This is a genomic window from Streptomyces sp. NPDC043996, from assembly GCF_056435225.1.
Genome location: NZ_JBWKEY010000009.1, coordinates 140337 through 156898 on the forward strand (window position 1 = coordinate 140337; position 16562 = coordinate 156898).

The window sequence follows — 16562 nt, forward strand, 5'->3', positions numbered from 1 at the left end:
CGCCGGGGTGGCCGGAAACCAAGAGGGTTTCCGGCCACCCCGGCGGCTTTTCCGTACGTGCCCTCTAGCGGTCGCCACGACGGCCCGGAACTCCGCCCGAGCGGACCTTTCCCCATGGCTTCGCCGGGAACTTCCCGGACGGCTTCGGACGGTCCTGAGGCCGGTCCTGAGGCCGGTCCTGAGAGCGATCCTGAGTCCGATCCTGAGGCCGGTCTTGAAAAACCCGGAGGGCCCGCGGCCAAAACGGCCGCGGGCCCTCCGGGAACCGCCGAACGGCGGACGCGCTATGCGTCTCGGCGAAGGCTCGGCTTAAGGTCCTTGAACCGGCCGAGGAGCCCATTCACGAACGCGGGCGAATCGTCGGTCGAGAACTCCTTGGCGAGCTGGACGGCCTCGTCGAGCACGACGGCGTCGGGCGTGCCGTCCACCCAGACGAGCTCGTACGTGCCAAGGCGCAGGATGTTGCGGTCCACGACCGGCATCCGGTCGAGCGTCCACCCGACGGCGTACTGCGAGATCAGCTCGTCGATGCGCGGCGCGTGCTCCTGATAGCCCTCGACGAGTTCCATCGTGTACTCGCTCACCGGCGGCTGCCGGGTGTCCGAGCGCGAGTGGCGCACCCAGTCCGCGAGCACGGTGAGCGCGTCGACGCCGCGCTGGTCGGCCTCGAAGAGGATCTGGAAAGCGCGCTTGCGGGCCGTGTTACGGGCGGCCACGGTTAGCTGTTCACCCGGCCGAGGTAGCCGCTGTCGCGGGTGTCGACCTTGATCTTCTCGCCGGTGGTGATGAAGAGCGGCACGTTGATCTGGTGGCCGGTCTCCAGGATGGCCGGCTTGGTGCCGCCGGTGGAGCGGTCGCCCTGGACGCCCGGCTCGGTCTCCTGGATGGTCAGCTCGACGGCGGCGGGCAGCTCGACGAAGAGGACCTCGCCCTCGTGCTGCGCGACCGTGGCGGTGAAGCCCTCGATCAGGAAGTTCGCGGCGTCGCCGACGGCCTTCTTGTCGATGTGCAGCTGGTCGTAGGTCTCCATGTCCATGAAGACGAAGTACTCGCCGTCCATGTACGAGAACTGCATGTCGCGCTTGTCGACAGTGGCCGTCTCGACCTTGACGCCGGCGTTGAACGTCTTGTCGACGACCTTGCCGGAGAGCACGTTCTTCAGCTTGGTGCGCACGAAGGCAGGGCCCTTGCCGGGCTTGACGTGCTGGAACTCGACGACGGACCAGAGCTGGCCCCCGTCGAGCTTGAGCACCATGCCGTTCTTGAGGTCGTTCGTGGAAGCCACGGTTGCGGAATCTCCTGGACTGACGTGGACGACCCCGGCGCACGCGCTACAGCGCGAGCAGCTCCTTGGTCGTAATGGTGAGTAGCTCGGGTCCGCCGTCCGCTTCGCAGCGGACGACGAGCGTGTCATCGATCCGGACGCCGCCCCGGCCCGGAAGGTGGACCCCGGGTTCGACGGTGACCGGCACGCAAGCGTCCAGTTTACCCATGGCCGCGGGAGCCAACTGCGGGTCCTCACTGATTTCGAGCCCCACGCCGTGTCCGGTGCGCGGAGCGAGGGCGTCCGCGTACCCGGCGGCGTCCAGTACGTGCCGGGCCGCGCGGTCGACGTCACGGCAGGCGGCGCCGGGTGCGAGGGCCTCACGCCCGGCCCGCTGGGCGGCGAAAACGACGTCGTACAGCTCGATCTGCCAGTCCGCGGGCGAGGTGCCGATCACGAAGGTCCGCCCGATCTCGCAGCGGTAACCGCGGTAGCGGGCGCCGAGGCACACCGAAAGGAAGTCGCCCTCCTCGACACGCCGGTCGGTCGGGCGATGGCCGCCGCGCCCGGAGTGCGGGCCGGTGGCGACGGAGGTCGGGAAGGCCGGGCCGTCAGCGCCGTGGTCGACCAGACGGCGTTCGAGCTCCAGGGCGAGATGGCGCTCGGTGCGCCCCACCAGGATCGACTCCAGGAGCTCCCCCAGGGCCTGGTCGGCGATCTCGGCGGCGATGCGCAGACAGGCGATCTCCTCCTCGTCCTTGACCAGGCGCAGCTGCTCGACGCCGCGCGCGAGGTCGGCCAGGCGCAGCCGGGGGGCCACGGAGGTGAGCGCGCGGTGCCGGGCCACGGTCAGGTGGTGCTCCTCGACGGCGAGGGACTCCGCGCCCTGCGCGGCGGCCTGTCCCGCGCCCGCGACGGCCGGGTCACCGCCCGAGGCGTCCAGGACGTGCGTGCGCAGCCCGTCGTCGCCGCGCCCGGGCCCGCTGCCGCGTCCCGTCTCGGCCGTCTCGCCCGGCTCCCCCTGCGCGCGCGGACACAGCAGCACGTCCTCGGTCCGGCCGAGCAGGAGGACCGCTCCGCTCGGTGCGACGCCCGCGAGATAGCGCACGTTCGCGGGGCGGGACACGAGCACCGCCCCCGCCGCACACCGCTCCCTGAGCCGCTCCCGCCGGGCCGCGTACACCTCTGACATGGGGCCGAGCCTAAGAGCGCGACCCCCTCGGGGCCGGTTCAGCGCGTCCGACCGGGCGTCAGGGCCGCGCGGACGGGGGGTGGGGGCCGGACGGGTTGACGGGTCGCTCCGCCGCCCGGACCGGCCGCTCGGCTGCCGCGGCCCACCCCGTACCGGAGCGCGCGCCCGTCGGCTACCGGCGGCCGCCTACCACTGCGGCGGGCTCGTGATGGCGCGGGCCAGGACCTCGTCCAGGAAGCGGGCCGTGGCGGGGACGTCGAGCTGGGAGTTGTCGATGATGGGCAGGCCCGATCCGTACCAGCCGGCCATGCGGCCGTGGATGCGGGCGACCTCCTCGTCCGTGAGGCGGCGGTTGCCGCTGCGCTGGGCGTTGCGCTCCAGGACGATCTCCAGGCCCGGCAGCAGCACGACGGGCAGCAGGCCGGGGCCCACGTGGCGCTTCCAGCCGCCGAGGCCGACGACAGGGCGGTCGGGGAAGACGGCGTCGTCCAGGACGCAGGAGATGCCGTTGGCCAGGAAGTTCCGCGCGGCGAAGCCGCAGGTGCGGCGGGCCAGGCGGTACTGCGCCTCGGAGTGGTCGTTCCAGCCCGACTGCGGGTCGGCGAAGCCCGAGCGCACCCATTCGCGCACGTCGTCCAGGCTGATGTGGGCCGTGGGGACGCGGCGGTGCTCGGCCCAGTGCTTGGCGACGCTGGTCTTGCCCGCGCCCGCGGGGCCGATGAGCAGGACGGCGAGCGTCGTGGAGCCGGTGTCGACGGGGGCCGCGCCGAGCGGCGGGCTCGGCACGGCGACCGGGCCGCCGGGCGGCAGCTGGATGTGGCTGGTGGTGTCCCGGGCGGGCGGCGCCGGGGCGGGTGGGCCCGGGGCGTGGTGGCCGCCGTGCGGGGCCGTGGGGGCCTGGGGGCCGCCGCCGGGGGCGTGCGGGGCTCCCGGGGCGTGTGTGCCCCCTGGAGCGTGCGGGGCGGGCGGCATGGGGGCCTGGCCCTGGGCGTGCGGCACGGGGCCGGGCACCGCGCCCTGGAAGCCCGGCGCGGGCGCGGTGAGCGGTGGGCCGCCGTGCGCGGCGGAGGGGGGCGGGGCGCTCGCGTGGTGCGCGGTCGGTGGCCAGCCGGTGGCCGGTCCGTGCCCCGGCTGAGGGGGCGGCGGCAGCGGAGACCCCACTACGTGTTGCATCCGGTGCCACTCCGTCTCGTGCGACTGACCTGGGTACGGGCAGCCGGGCCACCCTTACCGAACGGTACCGTCCCCGGCCTGCGTTGTGTGAACGGCCGGAGCGGCCCCGAAGTGCCCGTGGCTTGTTCGGGCCGCCCGCGCGCGGGCGGCCCGAACCGTCAGTCGGCGACTTCGCCGTACGCGGCGAGCAGCACCGCCGGGTCAGGCCCTTCCAGGACGGTGGGCTTGGCGAGGCCGTCCAGGACGATGAAGCGCAGCAGGTCGCCGCGGGACTTCTTGTCGACCTTCATCGTCTCCAGGAGCTTGGGCCACTGGTCGTAGCGGTAGCTCAGCGGCAGGCCCACGGATGCGAGGATCGTGCGGTGCCGGTCCGCCGTCTTGTCGTCCAGGCGTCCGGCCAGTCGGCCGAGTTCGGCCGCGAAGTGCATGCCGACCGCGACGGCCGCGCCGTGCCGCCACTTGTAGCGCTCGTTCTTCTCGATGGCGTGCGCGAGGGTGTGGCCGTAGTTGAGGATCTCGCGCAGGCCGGACTCCTTCAGATCGCCGGAGACGACCTCCGCCTTGACCTGGATGGAACGTTCGATCAACTCGGCGGTGTGCGGTCCGGCGGGCGTGCGGGCCGCCTCCGGGTCGGCCTCGATGAGGTCGAGGATGGCCGGGTCGGCGATGAAGCCCGCCTTGATGATCTCCGCGAGCCCGGAGACGTAGTCGTGGACGGGCAGCGAGTCCAGCGCCGCCAGGTCGCAGAGCACGCCCGCGGGCGGGTGGAAGGCGCCCACCAGGTTCTTGCCCTCGGCGGTGTTGATGCCGGTCTTGCCGCCGACCGCGGCGTCCACCATGCCGAGCACGGTGGTCGGCACGGCGATCCAGCGCACCCCGCGCAGCCAGGACGCGGCCACGAACCCGGCCAGGTCGGTGGTGGCGCCGCCGCCGACGCCGACGATCACGTCGGTGCGGGTGAATCCGGACTGGCCGAGCGCCTTCCAGCAGTAGGCGGCGACCTCGGCGGTCTTGGCCTCCTCGGCGTTGGGCACCTGGATGGCCACGGCGTCGAAGCCCTGGTCCACGAGGTCCTGCCGCAGCGCGTCCCCGGTCTCGGCGAGCGCCTCGGGGTGGATGACGGCCACGCGCTTGGCCGCGTCGCCGATCAGACCGCCGAGCTCGCCGAGCAGCTGCCGCCCGACGAGCACCTCGTAGGGCTCCGTGCCCGCGGTGCCGCCGACGTGGATGCGGGTCACTGCCTCGCTCATGCTTCCTTCAACTCCAGTGCGTCAAGGACCGCCCGGGCGACCTCTTCGGGGGTGCGGCCGTCGGTGGCCACGACGGCGCGGGCGACTTCTTCGTACAGGTGACGGCGTGCGTCCATCAGCTCGCGCCACTGCTTGCGCGGGTTCACGGCGAGCAGCGGCCGCGCGGTGTTCAGGCCGACGCGGCGCACGGCCTCCTCGACCTCCATCGAGAGGTAGACCACGGGCAGCCCGCGCAGCAGGGCGCGGGTGCCCTCGTCGAGGATGGCGCCGCCGCCGAGGGAGAGGACCCCGTCGTGCCCGGCGACGGCGGCGCGCACCGCGGCGCGCTCCAGGTCGCGGAAGTACGGCTCGCCCTCGTCGACGAAGATGTCGGCGATGGCGCGGCCCTGCGCGGCCACGATGTCGGCGTCGGTGTCGCGGTAGGCGGCGCCGAGGCGCTCGGCGAGCAGCGCGCCGACGGTGGACTTGCCGGAGCCCATGGGCCCGACGAGCACGACGCGCGGGCCGCCGGTCGTTGCGTCCTGGCCGGTCACCGGATCTGGAGGTGGTCGAGGTACGACTCGACGTTGCGCCGGGTCTCCGGCACGCTGTCGCCGCCGAACTTCTCCGCGACCGCGTCCGCGAGGACCAGCGCGACCATGGCCTCGGCCACGATCCCGGCGGCCGGGACCGCGCACACGTCGGAGCGCTGGTGGTGGGCCTTGGTGGCCTCGCCGGTGACGACGTCGACCGTGGCGAGCGCGCGCGGCACCGTCGCGATCGGCTTCATCGCGGCGCGCACGCGCAGGAGCTCGCCGGTGGTCAGGCCGCCCTCGGTGCCGCCGGAGCGGCCGGTGACGCGCCGCAGGCCCTCGTCCGTGGCGACGATCTCGTCGTGCGCCTTCGAACCGGGCACGCGGGCGAGCTCGAAGCCGTCGCCGACCTCGACGCCCTTGATGGCCTGGATGCCCATGAGCGCGGCGGCGAGCCGCGCGTCGAGGCGGCGGTCCCAGTGGACGTGCGAGCCGAGCCCGACGGGCACGCCGTAGGCGAGCACCTCGACGACGCCGCCGAGGGTGTCACCGTCCTTGTGGGCCTGGTCGATCTCGGCGACCATCGCCTTCGACGCGTCGGCGTCCAGGCAGCGCACCGGGTCGGCGTCGAGCTTCTCGACGTCGGCGGGGGTCGGGTAGACGCCGTAGGGGGCCTTGGCGGCGGCCAGCTCCACGACGTGCGAGACGATCTCGATCCCGGCCGTCTCCTTCAGGTACGAGCGGGCGACCGCGCCGAGCGCGACCCGGGCCGCGGTCTCGCGGGCGGAGGCGCGCTCCAGGATGGGCCGGGCCTCGTCGAAACCGTACTTCTGCATGCCCGCCAGGTCGGCGTGACCGGGCCGGGGCCGGGTCAGGGGCGCGTTGCGGGCGAGCTCGGCCAGCTCCGCGGGATCCACCGGATCCGCGGCCATGACCTGCTCCCACTTGGGCCACTCGGTGTTGCCGACCATGATCGCGACGGGTGAGCCCATGGTGAGACCGTGCCGGACGCCGCCGAGGAAGGTGATCTCGTCGCGCTCGAACTTCATCCGCGCGCCGCGTCCATAGCCGAGGCGCCGCCGGGCCAGGTGGTCCGCCACCATCTCCGTGGTGATCGGAACGCCGGCGGGAAGTCCCTCCAGCGTCGCGACAAGTGCGGGTCCGTGGGACTCCCCAGCGGTCAGCCAGCGCAACCTGCTCAACGGTGCTCCTCATGCTCGCGCCTGGAACTGCGACGGCGCGACCGGGTGCGCGGCCCTGGCCCGCCTCCCCTGATCCTCCCACGTCCGCGGGGCTCCCCCGCGCCCCGGTCCACTGGGCGGACGGGCCCGTGGACGGGCCTCAGCGCTCCGCGAGCGCCTTCTCCCCCGCCGCGCGCATCGCGTCAAGCGGCCCGGGCGCCCGTCCCGTCATCTGCTCGACCTGGAGCACGGCCTGGTGCACGAGCAGGTCGAGGCCGCTGACGACGGCGCCGCCGTAGGCCGACCAGCGGGCGGCGAGCGCGGTGGGCCAGGGGTCGTAGAGCACGTCGAAGAGCGTGGCCGGCCGCTCGGGGACGGCGTGGGAGAGGGCGTCGGTGCTGCCCGCGGGGGTGGTGGCGATCACCAGAGGCGCGCGCAGCGCCCGCTCGGCGTCCGCCCAGTCGGCGGTGCGCACCTCGACGTCGAGCCGCTCGCCCCACTGCCGCATCTCGGCGGCGCGGGCCTCGCTGCGGACGTACGCGACGACCTCACCGGTGCAGATCCGCGCGAGCGCGGCGAGCGCGGAGGAGGCGGTGGCGCCCGCGCCGAGGATCGCGGCCGACGCGACCTGCTCGACGCCGCGCTCGCGCAGCGCGGCGACCATGCCGGGGATGTCGGTGTTGTCGCCGACGAGGCGCCCGTCGTCGGTCCGTACGACCGTGTTGACGGCCTCCACGGACGCGGCGGTCTCGCTGACCTCGTCGAGCAGCGGCATCACCGCGCGCTTCAGCGGCATCGTGAGCGAGAGCCCCGCCCACTCGGGCCCCAGCTCCGCGACGAACGCGGGCAGCGCCGCCTCGTCGACCTCGAAGCGGTCGTAGGACCACTCGGTGAGGCCGAGCTCACGGTAGGCGGCGCGGTGCAGCACCGGGGAGAGGGAGTGGGCGATGGGCGATCCGAGTACCGCCGCCCGGTGCCGGGCCTCAGCCGCCTGTGCTCGCATTGAACTTTTCCTTCAGCTTCAAGAATTCGGCGTGGTTCTTGGCGAATTCGGTCTTGTTCATGCCGTCGGTGGCGACGAAGTAGAGCCAGCCGTCCGACGACGGGTCGACCGCCGCCTTCAGAGCGACCGCGCCCGGATTGCCGATGGGGCCAGGCGGCAGTCCGGTGTGCTTGTACGTGTTGTACGGGTCGGGGTTGGTCTTGATCTCGCTCTCGCTGATCTTGATCTTGCTCTGGCCCTTCAGGTAATTGAAGGTCGAGTCGAACTGCAGCAGACCGACGGTCTCCATGTTGCCGGGCTTGAGCCGGTTGTAGATGACCTCGGCCATCTTGCGGAAGTCCTCGTGGGTCTTGCCCTCGGCCTGCACCAGGCTCGCGACCGTGATCAGCTCGTACGGGTTCTTGAGCTTCAGCTCCTTGGCCTTGGCCTCGACGCCCAACTCGTCGTATTCCTCGGTGGCTTGGGCGACCATCTTCTTCAGGACGTCCTCGGGCTTCTGACCCTTGGCGACCGGATAGCTGGCGGGGTAGAGGAAGCCTTCCAGGGGGTCCTTGACCTTGTCGCCGATGTTGGCGACGGCCCACTGGGGAAGTCCGAGCTGCTTCCAGTCCTTCTGCGCGATGTTCTTCGTGGTGCCCTTGTCGAGCTGCAGGCGCGTGTCGATCTCCGCGTATACCCATGCATTCCGCTTGCCTTCGGGAATGATGAGATTGTTGCGGCTTTTCGGGCTGAGCATCAATTCGACGGCGGACGCGGCCGACATCTGTTTCTTCAGCGCGTAGACGCCCGCCTGGATTTGCTGGCCCTTGGGGTTCTTGCCCTGCGCGGAGACGAACGCGTCGACGCTCTTGACGACTCCGGCGTCCTTGAGCTTCTGGCCGATGGCATAGCCACCGGAGTCCTTGGGGATGTCGACGGTGACCCGTCCGGAACCCTCGCCCGCGAAGTCCGGGGCCGTGCCGAAACGATCCTGGTAGAACTGGTAGCCGAAGTAACCGACCCCGCCGAGGCCGCCCGCGAAGACCACGGCCACGACCAGGCAGGCGCAGCCGCTGCGCCGCTTCTTGGGTTTCTTGCCGCCACGGCCGCGCCGCTCGCCGCGGCCGCCGCCGCGCCCCGGCTCGTCGTGGTCGTCGTCCTCGTCGTCTCCGCCGCCCGCGAAGAAGGCGTGCTCGCCCTGGTCGGGCCCGGGGTCCCAGCCGGTCTCCTGATCGGGCTCGGGCTCGGGGGCGGGGCGGCGACGGCCGGGCGGCTCCGGCGGCGGGTAGGCGTCGGGCGTGCCGTAGAAGTCCGGGCGCTCCTCGCCGTACGCGGCGGACTGCTGCCCGTAGGGGTCGGCGGGGTCGCCGCCGTAGGGGACCTGGCCCTGCTGGCCGGTGCCCCAGCCGCCGTCGTGCGGCTGGGGGGCACCGTTGTACTGCGCCTGCTGGGCGTCGCCCTGGTACTGCCCCTGCTGGGGGTCACCGCTGTACTGACCCTGCTGGGGATCTCCGTTGTACTGCGCCCGCAGGGGGTCGTACCCCTGCGGGTGACCGTAAGGCTGCTGCCCGGTGTCCCAGTCGCCGTACGGCGGCTGCTGGGGGTGGGCCTGCTGCGGCTGCTGCGGGTGGTACTGCCCCTGGCCGCCGTAGGGGGACTGGCCGTGCTCGGCCTGCTGTCCTCCCCATCCGCCGTCCCCGTACAACGGGTCCTCGGGATGCCACGGTTCGGAGCCTGGGCCCCGGCCATACTCAGTCATCGATCCCCTACGAGCCGCGAGGCGGGGGCCGCGGCCTGGATCCCAGGGCAACCGTTCCGCCTCTTGATGCTGTGCGGCGGCTGTTCGAACGCCGCCACACCGCGCGGAACGTTACCGTATCGCGATCAGATGACCACTTCGACGCCCTCGCCCGGAGCCGCCCCTGACGCCCGTTCGGACTCCAGGGCCTGCTGCAGGATGATGACGGCCGCGGCCTGGTCGATGACGGAGCGGCCCTTCTTGGACTTCACGCCGGAGGCGCGCAGTCCCTGACTGGCCGTCACTGTGGTCATCCTCTCGTCCACCAGTCTCACCGGAACGGGGGCGATGCCCGCCGCGAGGTCCTGGGCGAAGGCGCGGACCTTGACGGCGGCCGGGCCCTCGCCCCCCTTGAGGGAGCGCGGGAGCCCGACGACGACCTCGATCGGCTCGTACTCCTCGACGAGCTGCCTGAGCCGCCGGTGGGCGGCCGGGACGTCCCGGCCCGGCACCGTCTCCACCGGTGTGGCGAGGATCCCGTCGGGGTCGCAGGAAGCGACCCCGATGCGGGCGTCCCCGACGTCGATCGCCAGGCGGCGACCTCGTCTGACGGTGCTCATCAGGCGGTTTCGCCGACGAGGCGCTCGACGGCGGCGATGGCGTCGCCGATCGCGGCCACGTTCTGGCCGCCGCCCTGGGCCACGTCCGGCTTGCCGCCGCCTCCGCCACCGAGGGTCTTGGCGGCGGTGCGCACCAGATCACCGGCCTTGAGGCCGCGCTCGCGGGCGGCCTCGTTGGTGGCGATGACCGTGAGGGGCTTGCCGTTGGCCGAGGTGAACAGGGCGACCACGGCGGGGCGGTCACTCGGAATGCGGCCACGCACGTCGAGGACCAGCTTGCGCAGGTCGTCGGCGCCGGTGCCGTCCGGGACCTGGCCGGTGACCAGGGCGACGCCGTGGACGTCCGTGGCGCCCTGGGCGAGACCGGCGGCGGCCGCGAGGACCTTCTCCGCCCGGAACTTCTCGATCTCCTTCTCGGCGTCCTTCAGCTTGGCGAGCATGCCGGAGATCTTCTCGGGCAGCTCCTCGGGACGGCCCTTGACCAGCTCCTGGAGCTGGGCGACGACCGTGTGCTCCTTGGCCAGGAAGTTGTACGCGTCGACGCCGACCAGGGCCTCGATGCGCCGCACGCCCGAGCCGATGGAGGACTCGCCGAGCAGCTTGACCAGGCCGAGCTGGGCGGTGTTGTGCACATGGGTGCCGCCGCACAGCTCCTTGGAGAAGTCGCCGATGGTGACGACGCGCACGCGCTCGCCGTACTTCTCGCCGAACTCGGCGATGGCGCCCTGCTTCTTGGCCTCGTCGATCGACATGACCTCGGCCTGGACGTCCAGCTCCCGCGAGAGGACGTCGTTGATCCGCTGCTCGACGTCCGTCATCACGGTCGTGGGCACGGCGGAGGGCGAGCCGAAGTCGAAGCGGAAGCGGCCGGGCTGGTTCTCGGAGCCGGCCTGGGCGGCCGTCGGGCCGAGAGCGTCGCGCAGCGCCTGGTGGGTGAGGTGCGTGGCCGAGTGGGCGCGGGCGATGGCGCGGCGGCGGTGGGCGTCGATCGAGGCCCACACCGGGGCGCCGACGGTGACCTCGCCGACCTGCACGACGCCCTTGTGGACGTGCACGCCGGGGACCGGCTTCTGCACGTCGCGGACCTCGATGACGGCGCCGCTGTCCAGGCGGATGCGGCCAGTGTCGCCGATCTGGCCGCCGCCCTCGGCGTAGAACGGGGTGCGGTCGAGGACGACCTCGACCTCGTCGCCCTCGGTGGCGGCGGGCGAGGAGACGCCGTTGGCCAGCAGGCCGACGATCACGGCCTCGTTCTCGGTGAGGCTGTAGCCGGTGAAGTCGGTGGCGCCGGAGCTGTCCGCGATCTCGCGGTAGGCGCCGAGGTCGGCGTGGCCGGTCTTCTTGGCCTGGGCGTCGGCCTTGGCGCGCTCGCGCTGCTCCTTCATCAGGCGCCGGAAGCCGTCCTCGTCCACGGTCAGGCCCTGTTCGGCGGCCATCTCCAGGGTGAGGTCGATCGGGAAGCCCCAGGTGTCGTGGAGCAGGAACGCCTTGTCGCCGGGCAGCACGGTGGCACCGGCGGCCTTGGTCTCGGTGACGGCGGTGTCGAGGATGTTCGTGCCGCCCTTGAGGGCCTTGAGGAAGGCGGCCTCTTCGGCGAGGGCGACGGTCTCGATGCGCTTGCGCTCGGTGAGCAGCTCCGGGTACTGCTCGGCCATGGTCGTGATGACCGTGTCGACGAGCTCGGCGACGACCGGGCCCGTGGCACCGAGCAGGCGCATGTTGCGGATGGCGCGGCGCATGATGCGGCGCAGGACGTAGCCCCGGCCCTCGTTGCCGGGCGTAACGCCGTCGCCGATGAGCATCACGGAGGTGCGCATGTGGTCGGCGACCACGCGCAGCGAGACGTCCGAGCCGTGCTCGGCGCCGTAGCGCACGCCGGTCAGCTCGGTGGCCTTGTCGATGACGACGCGCAGGGTGTCCGTCTCGTACATGTTCTGGACGCCCTGGAGGATCATCGCCAGGCGCTCCAGGCCGAGGCCCGTGTCGATGTTCTTCGACGGCAGGTCGCCGAGGATCGGGAAGTCCTCCTTGCCCGTGCCCGCGCCGCGCTCGTACTGCATGAAGACCAGGTTCCAGATCTCCACGTAACGCTCGTCGTTGACGGCCGGGCCGCCCTCTTCGCCGAACTCGGGGCCGCGGTCGTAGTTGATCTCCGAGCACGGGCCGCAGGGTCCGGGGACGCCCATGGACCAGAAGTTGGGGCCCATGCCCAGGCGCTGGATGCGCTCGGCGGGGACGCCGACGACGTCGCGCCAGATGCGCTCGGCCTCGTCGTCCTCCTTGTAGACCGTGATCCAGAGCTTCTCCGGGTCGAGGCCGTAGCCACCGTCCGCCACGGAGCTGGTGAGCAGCTCCCAGGCGAGCTTGATGGCGCCTTCCTTGAAGTAGTCGCCGAAGGAGAAGTTGCCGCACATCTGGAAGAACGTGCCGTGCCGCGTGGTCTTGCCGACCTCTTCGATGTCCGGCGTGCGCACGCACTTCTGGACGCTCGTGACGCGCGGGGCGGGCGGCTTGGCCTCACCCAGGAAGTACGGCTTGAAGGGGACCATGCCCGCGGGGACGAGGAGCAGCGTCGGGTCGTCTGCGATCAGCGACGCCGACGGCACGACCTTGTGCCCACGCTCCTCGAAGAAGCTCAGCCAGCGGCGGCGGATTTCAGCCGACTCCATCAGTGGTCCTCATTCCGGTTGTACGAATACTTCGTGTCTGTCGCGTCTGTCGCGTCCGTCGTGTGCGCGAGGGACTTGGGGTGCTTCTTGGCTGCGGGGTCGACGAGCGCGAAGCGGCGCTGCGCGGGCAGTTCGGGGTCGACCGGGGCGTTCAGGCCGAGGACGTCGCCGAGCTCCGCCTCGCGCTCGGCCATGCCGTCGCGGACGTCGAGCGCGAAGTCCTTGAGCCGGTGGCCCGCTTCGAGCGCCTTGTCGGCGGCCCGGCCCGCGAGGCTCTCCGGGGTGAGCTGCTTCAGCTTGCGGTTGACCTTGGTGGTGGCCCAGACGCCGGCGGCCGCGCCCGCGGTGAACCAGAACGTACGTCGGAACATCGCTGCGTCAGTCCTTCTTCCGCTTGCCCCGCCGCGCGGACGGGAGGGTGCGGCCCACGATCACCGTACGACGGGACGGCTTGGCGGGCACTTCCTTACGGCCGAGCGCCTGGCGCACGCCGTAGCCGAACGCGGCGACCTTCACGAGGGGGCCGCCGAAGGTGGAGGCCACGGTCGTGGACAGCGCCGACGCGTTCGACGTGACTTCCTGGACGTCGGACGCGATGGCGTCCACGCGGTCGATCTGGGTCTGGGCGGAGCGCACCGCGCTCGACGCGTCCGCGAGCAGCGGCACCGCCTGCTCGGTCACGTCCGCGACGAGCTTGGTGGTCGCCCTGAGCGTCTGCGCCAGCCTCGCCAGCGCGACCGCCAGGAAGGAGACCAGAATCGCCCAGAAGACGGCCACCAGGATCCCGGCCACCTCTCCACCGGACACTGCGCACCGCTCCCTGAGACACCGCCCTGGATTCCCCGGTGGGTTCCAAGGTCGTCGAACGTCGAAAAGTCGTGCTCCGACCCTATCGCGCCGGGGCCCCGACTCCGTACCGCATTACCGCACACGGCACTTGCGATACGAGGGGGTGCGCGCATGGTCGGCGCGCACTGATTGTACGGACCGCGTACGCCTGAGTACGCTCCGTGCTTCATGCGACGCCCTCAGCGCCCGGCCGACCGTCGGAACGATTCAGCAAGCGCCTCCCCCGCGGCCGCCGCCCCCGGGAACCTGCCCGCCGAGCTCACCGCCTTCGTCGGGCGCGCGGACGAACTGCGCGCGGTGGCCGACGCGTTCACCGCGGGACGCCTGGTGACGGTGACCGGGGTCGGCGGGGTCGGCAAGTCGCGGCTCGCGGTGCGGGCGGCCGCCACCGCCGCCCCGCGCGACGGCGCCTGGCTGGTGGAGCTGGCGCCGGTGCGGGACGCGAGCCTGGTGGAACACGCCCTCGCCAGCGCCCTGGAGCTGACCGACCACACCCGGCGCGATCCGCGCCAGGTGCTGCTCGAGCGGCTCGCGGGGAGGGAGTTGCTGCTCGTGGTCGACGGGTTCGAGCACCTGGTGGACGCCACCGCCTCGCTCGTGCGGGACCTGCTGCTTCGCTGCCCGGACCTGCGGGTGCTCGCGGCGGGCCGCAGGCCGCTCGGCACGGTGGGCGAGCGGGTGCTGCCGCTGGCCCCGATGCCGGAGGAGGACGCGGCGGCCCTGTTCGCGGACCGGGCGGCGGCCTGCGTGCCCGGCTTCGCCCTGGACGGCGACCGCCGCACGGAGGTCCTGGAGCTGTGCCGCCGCCTGGACGGCATCCCGCTCGCCCTGGAGCTGGCGGCGGGGCGGCTGCGCGCGCTGGCGCCCGCGCAGCTGCTGGCCCGCCTGGACGACCGCTTCCGGGTGCTCGCCAGTGCCCGGCGCGACGCTCCGGCCCGGCACCAGACGCTGCGGACGGCCATCGGCTGGAGCCACGAGCTGTGCACGCCGAGGGAGCGGCTGCTGTGGGCGCGGCTCGCGGTGTTCTCCGGGCCCTTCGACCTGGAGGCGGTGGAGTACGTGTGCAGCGGCGACGGGCTGCCCGCGGACGACGTGCTCGACGTCGTGGACGAGTTGCTCGCACAGTCCGTCCTCACCCGCGAGGAGAGCCCCACGGGCGTGCGCTACCGCATGCTCGACACGGTCCGGGCCTATGGCGCGGACTGGCTGGCCGCCACGGGGGACACGGCGCTCCTTCGGCGTAGGCACCGCGACTGGTACATGGGGCTCGCCACCTGGTGCGAGCTCGACTGGTTCTCGCCCCGGCAGGAGGCGATCGCCACGCTCGTGGAGTGCGAGCTGCCCAATCTGCGGGCCGCTCTTGAGTTCTGTCTGACCGAGCCGGAGGAGACGCACCTCGGCCAGTACCTGGCGGGCACGCTGTGGTTCTGCTGGGTGGGCTGCGGGCGGCTCGCGGAGGGCAGGCACTGGCTGGACCGGGCCGTGGAGCTCGAGGGCAGCCACGAGGAGTCGCGGCAGAAGGCGCTGTGGGTGCTCGGCTACGTGGCGATCCTGCAGGGCGACACGATTCCGGCGCTGTGCGCGCTCCAGGAGTGCCAGGACTCGGCGGAGCACACGGGCAGCGCCGTCGCGGCGGCCTACGCGACGCACCGCCTGGGCTGTCTCGCCCTTGTCACGGACGACATGCCGCGCGCGGAGCGGCTGCTGCGAACGGCCCTGCGGGAGTACCAGCGGATCGGCGAGCTGAACAGCAACGTGCTGATGGGCCAGGTGGAACTGGCGATGACACTGGCCTTCCAGGGCTCCCTCGCGGACGCGGTGGAGCTGTGCGAGGACGTGCGGCGGGTCTGCGAGGACCACGGGGAGCGCTGGGCGCTTGCCTATGCCCTGTACGTCCTCGGGTACGCGGCGTGGACGCGCGGCGAGCGGGAGCTGGCCCGCGACCTGGTCTCCGAGTGCCTCGACCTCGACCACGCCTTCAACGATCTGCTGGGCACGGTCCTGGCGATGGAACTGCTCGCGCTGTTCACGGCCACCGAGGGCGACGCGGCGGAGGCGGCGCTGCTGCAGGGCGCGGCGTCGCGGATGTGGCCGTCGGTGGGGCTGCCGCTGTTCGGCTCCCGGTACTTCGGCGGCCCGCACGCGCTGTGCGAGGCGCGGGCGCGGGAGGTGCTCGGCGACGCGCGCTACGAGGCGCAGCTGCGGCTCGGCGCGGGGCTCGCGCCGGACGCCGCGGTGGCCCGCGCCCTGAGCCGCGGGCCCGCGGCGGCTCCCGGCGGGCCGTGGGCCCGGCGCGGGGGCGCACCGGTCCCACGAACGCGCGAACCCGCCGCCTCCCCGACCACGAAGGGAGGGGAGACGGCGGGCTGAAGCGAGGTGAGCTACGTCCGGGTCAGCGGGCGTAGTACTCGACGACGAGCTGCTCGTCGCAGATCACGGGGATCTCCTTGCGGTTCGGCTCGCGGTCCAGGCGGAAGGCCAGGGCCTTCAGGTTCACCTGGAGGTAGCGCGGGGTCTCGCCGTCGGCGGCGAAGCCACCCTCGCGCGCGACCTCGAACAGCGGCTTCTGGCGGCTGCGCTCGCGGACCATGACGACGTCGTCCGGCTTCACGCGGAAGGACGGCTTGTCGACCTTGTGGCCGTTGACCTCGATGTGGCCGTGGACGACCATCTGACGGGCCTGGTAGATCGTGCGGGCGATGCCCGAACGCAGGACCAGGGCGTCGAGACGGCGCTCGAGCTCCACGATCAGGGCCTCACCGGTCTTGCCCTGGACCTTGGAGGCACGCTCGTAGGCGCGGACGAGCTGGCGCTCGGACACGTCGTACTGCGCGCGCAGACGCTGCTTCTCGAGCAGACGGACCTTGTAGTCCGAGTTCTGCTTGCGGCCGCGGCCGTGCTCGCCCGGCGGGTAGGGGCGGGCCTCGAAGTACTTGACGGCCTTCGGGGTCAGCGCGATGCCGAGGGCACGCGACTTCTTGACCTTGGGGCGGGACTGGTTCGCCATGAACCAAACACCTCTGTTCTGTACGTGATCGGCTTCACCAGGGTTAGGGGAGGTCACATCCGCAGCCTGGGAAACCCGGCGGGTCCTGGGACTCGCCCGGCAGCCGCTCCCTGGTCTGGGCACAT

General features: G+C 72.3%; 15 protein-coding genes. 1 reads left to right on the forward strand and 14 read right to left on the reverse strand.

Going from position 1 to position 16562, the window contains the following annotated elements:
• Nucleotides 1-284: 284 nt before the first annotated feature.
• From nusB to AC07A4_RS23870, 13 genes are all read right to left on the reverse strand, one after another.
• Nucleotides 285-716 carry a transcription antitermination factor NusB gene (gene nusB / locus AC07A4_RS23810; protein ID WP_478601972.1) on the reverse strand — a complete coding sequence of 144 codons (432 nt, stop codon included), beginning with the start codon at nt 714-716 and terminating at the stop codon, nt 285-287.
• A gap of 2 nt (nt 717-718) precedes the next feature.
• Complete coding sequence (gene efp, locus AC07A4_RS23815) at nt 719-1285, reverse strand: elongation factor P (protein ID WP_138958567.1); 567 nt, start codon at nt 1283-1285, stop codon at nt 719-721.
• A 46-nt stretch (nt 1286-1331) separates the two neighbouring features.
• Nucleotides 1332-2456 carry an aminopeptidase P family protein gene (locus tag AC07A4_RS23820; protein WP_478601975.1) on the reverse strand — a complete coding sequence of 375 codons (1125 nt, stop codon included), beginning with the start codon at nt 2454-2456 and terminating at the stop codon, nt 1332-1334.
• Nucleotides 2457-2642: 186 nt separating this feature from the next.
• Complete coding sequence (locus tag AC07A4_RS23825) at nt 2643-3629, reverse strand: AAA family ATPase (RefSeq protein WP_478601977.1); 987 nt, start codon at nt 3627-3629, stop codon at nt 2643-2645.
• A gap of 158 nt (nt 3630-3787) precedes the next feature.
• Nucleotides 3788-4879, reverse strand: coding sequence for a 3-dehydroquinate synthase (gene aroB / locus AC07A4_RS23830; protein WP_478601979.1), 1092 nt, complete (start codon nt 4877-4879; stop codon nt 3788-3790).
• Nucleotides 4876-5358 (reverse strand): shikimate kinase, encoded by a 483-nt coding sequence (locus tag AC07A4_RS23835; RefSeq protein ID WP_478602446.1) that lies wholly within the window; start codon nt 5356-5358, stop codon nt 4876-4878. The genes aroB and AC07A4_RS23835 overlap by 4 nt, the downstream gene beginning before the upstream one ends.
• 50 nt (nt 5359-5408) lie before the next feature.
• Complete coding sequence (aroC, locus tag AC07A4_RS23840) at nt 5409-6593, reverse strand: chorismate synthase (RefSeq protein WP_478601981.1); 1185 nt, start codon at nt 6591-6593, stop codon at nt 5409-5411.
• A gap of 139 nt (nt 6594-6732) precedes the next feature.
• Nucleotides 6733-7575, reverse strand: coding sequence for a shikimate dehydrogenase (locus tag AC07A4_RS23845; protein ID WP_478601984.1), 843 nt, complete (start codon nt 7573-7575; stop codon nt 6733-6735).
• Nucleotides 7556-9313, reverse strand: a complete 1758-nt coding sequence (gene mltG / locus AC07A4_RS23850) for an endolytic transglycosylase MltG (protein WP_478601987.1) — start codon at nt 9311-9313, stop codon at nt 7556-7558. The genes AC07A4_RS23845 and mltG overlap by 20 nt, the downstream gene beginning before the upstream one ends.
• Nucleotides 9314-9438: 125 nt before the next feature.
• A complete protein-coding gene (ruvX, locus tag AC07A4_RS23855) occupies nt 9439-9912 on the reverse strand; it encodes a Holliday junction resolvase RuvX (RefSeq protein WP_478601989.1) in 474 nt (157 codons plus the stop codon).
• Nucleotides 9912-12581 carry an alanine--tRNA ligase gene (alaS, locus tag AC07A4_RS23860; protein WP_478601991.1) on the reverse strand — a complete coding sequence of 890 codons (2670 nt, stop codon included), beginning with the start codon at nt 12579-12581 and terminating at the stop codon, nt 9912-9914. Before alaS ends, ruvX begins: the two co-directional genes overlap by 1 nt.
• Nucleotides 12581-12952 carry a DUF6167 family protein gene (locus AC07A4_RS23865; protein ID WP_478601993.1) on the reverse strand — a complete coding sequence of 124 codons (372 nt, stop codon included), beginning with the start codon at nt 12950-12952 and terminating at the stop codon, nt 12581-12583. Before AC07A4_RS23865 ends, alaS begins: the two co-directional genes overlap by 1 nt.
• Nucleotides 12953-12959: 7 nt before the next feature.
• On the reverse strand, nt 12960-13388 hold the full coding sequence (locus tag AC07A4_RS23870) for a DUF948 domain-containing protein (protein ID WP_478601995.1): 429 nt from the start codon (nt 13386-13388) through the stop codon (nt 12960-12962).
• A gap of 210 nt (nt 13389-13598) precedes the next feature.
• Between AC07A4_RS23870 and AC07A4_RS23875 the strand changes: the two genes are divergently transcribed.
• Nucleotides 13599-15800, forward strand: a complete 2202-nt coding sequence (locus AC07A4_RS23875) for an ATP-binding protein (RefSeq protein ID WP_478601996.1) — start codon at nt 13599-13601, stop codon at nt 15798-15800.
• A gap of 22 nt (nt 15801-15822) precedes the next feature.
• On the opposite strand, the gene rpsD is transcribed toward AC07A4_RS23875, so the two are convergent.
• Nucleotides 15823-16437, reverse strand: coding sequence for a 30S ribosomal protein S4 (rpsD, locus tag AC07A4_RS23880; protein WP_478601998.1), 615 nt, complete (start codon nt 16435-16437; stop codon nt 15823-15825).
• Nucleotides 16438-16562: the final 125 nt, after the last annotated feature.

What these genes read in the sequence shown, in the direction of transcription:
- AC07A4_RS23820 (WP_478601975.1), bottom strand. Translation starts at nt 2,456, where the DNA reads ATGTCAGAGGTGTACGCGGCCCGGCGGGAGCGGCTCAGGGAGCGGTGT.
- aroB (WP_478601979.1), bottom strand. Translation starts at nt 4,879, where the DNA reads ATGAGCGAGGCAGTGACCCGCATCCACGTCGGCGGCACCGCGGGCACG.
- AC07A4_RS23845 (WP_478601984.1), bottom strand. Translation starts at nt 7,575, where the DNA reads ATGCGAGCACAGGCGGCTGAGGCCCGGCACCGGGCGGCGGTACTCGGA.
- AC07A4_RS23835 (WP_478602446.1), bottom strand. Translation starts at nt 5,358, where the DNA reads ATGGGCTCCGGCAAGTCCACCGTCGGCGCGCTGCTCGCCGAGCGCCTC.
- ruvX (WP_478601989.1), bottom strand. Translation starts at nt 9,912, where the DNA reads ATGAGCACCGTCAGACGAGGTCGCCGCCTGGCGATCGACGTCGGGGAC.
- alaS (WP_478601991.1), bottom strand. Translation starts at nt 12,581, where the DNA reads ATGGAGTCGGCTGAAATCCGCCGCCGCTGGCTGAGCTTCTTCGAGGAG.
- AC07A4_RS23865 (WP_478601993.1), bottom strand. Translation starts at nt 12,952, where the DNA reads ATGTTCCGACGTACGTTCTGGTTCACCGCGGGCGCGGCCGCCGGCGTC.
- AC07A4_RS23875 (WP_478601996.1), top strand. Translation starts at nt 13,599, where the DNA reads ATGCGACGCCCTCAGCGCCCGGCCGACCGTCGGAACGATTCAGCAAGC.
- mltG (WP_478601987.1), bottom strand. Translation starts at nt 9,313, where the DNA reads ATGACTGAGTATGGCCGGGGCCCAGGCTCCGAACCGTGGCATCCCGAG.
- AC07A4_RS23825 (WP_478601977.1), bottom strand. Translation starts at nt 3,629, where the DNA reads ATGCAACACGTAGTGGGGTCTCCGCTGCCGCCGCCCCCTCAGCCGGGG.
- rpsD (WP_478601998.1), bottom strand. Translation starts at nt 16,437, where the DNA reads ATGGCGAACCAGTCCCGCCCCAAGGTCAAGAAGTCGCGTGCCCTCGGC.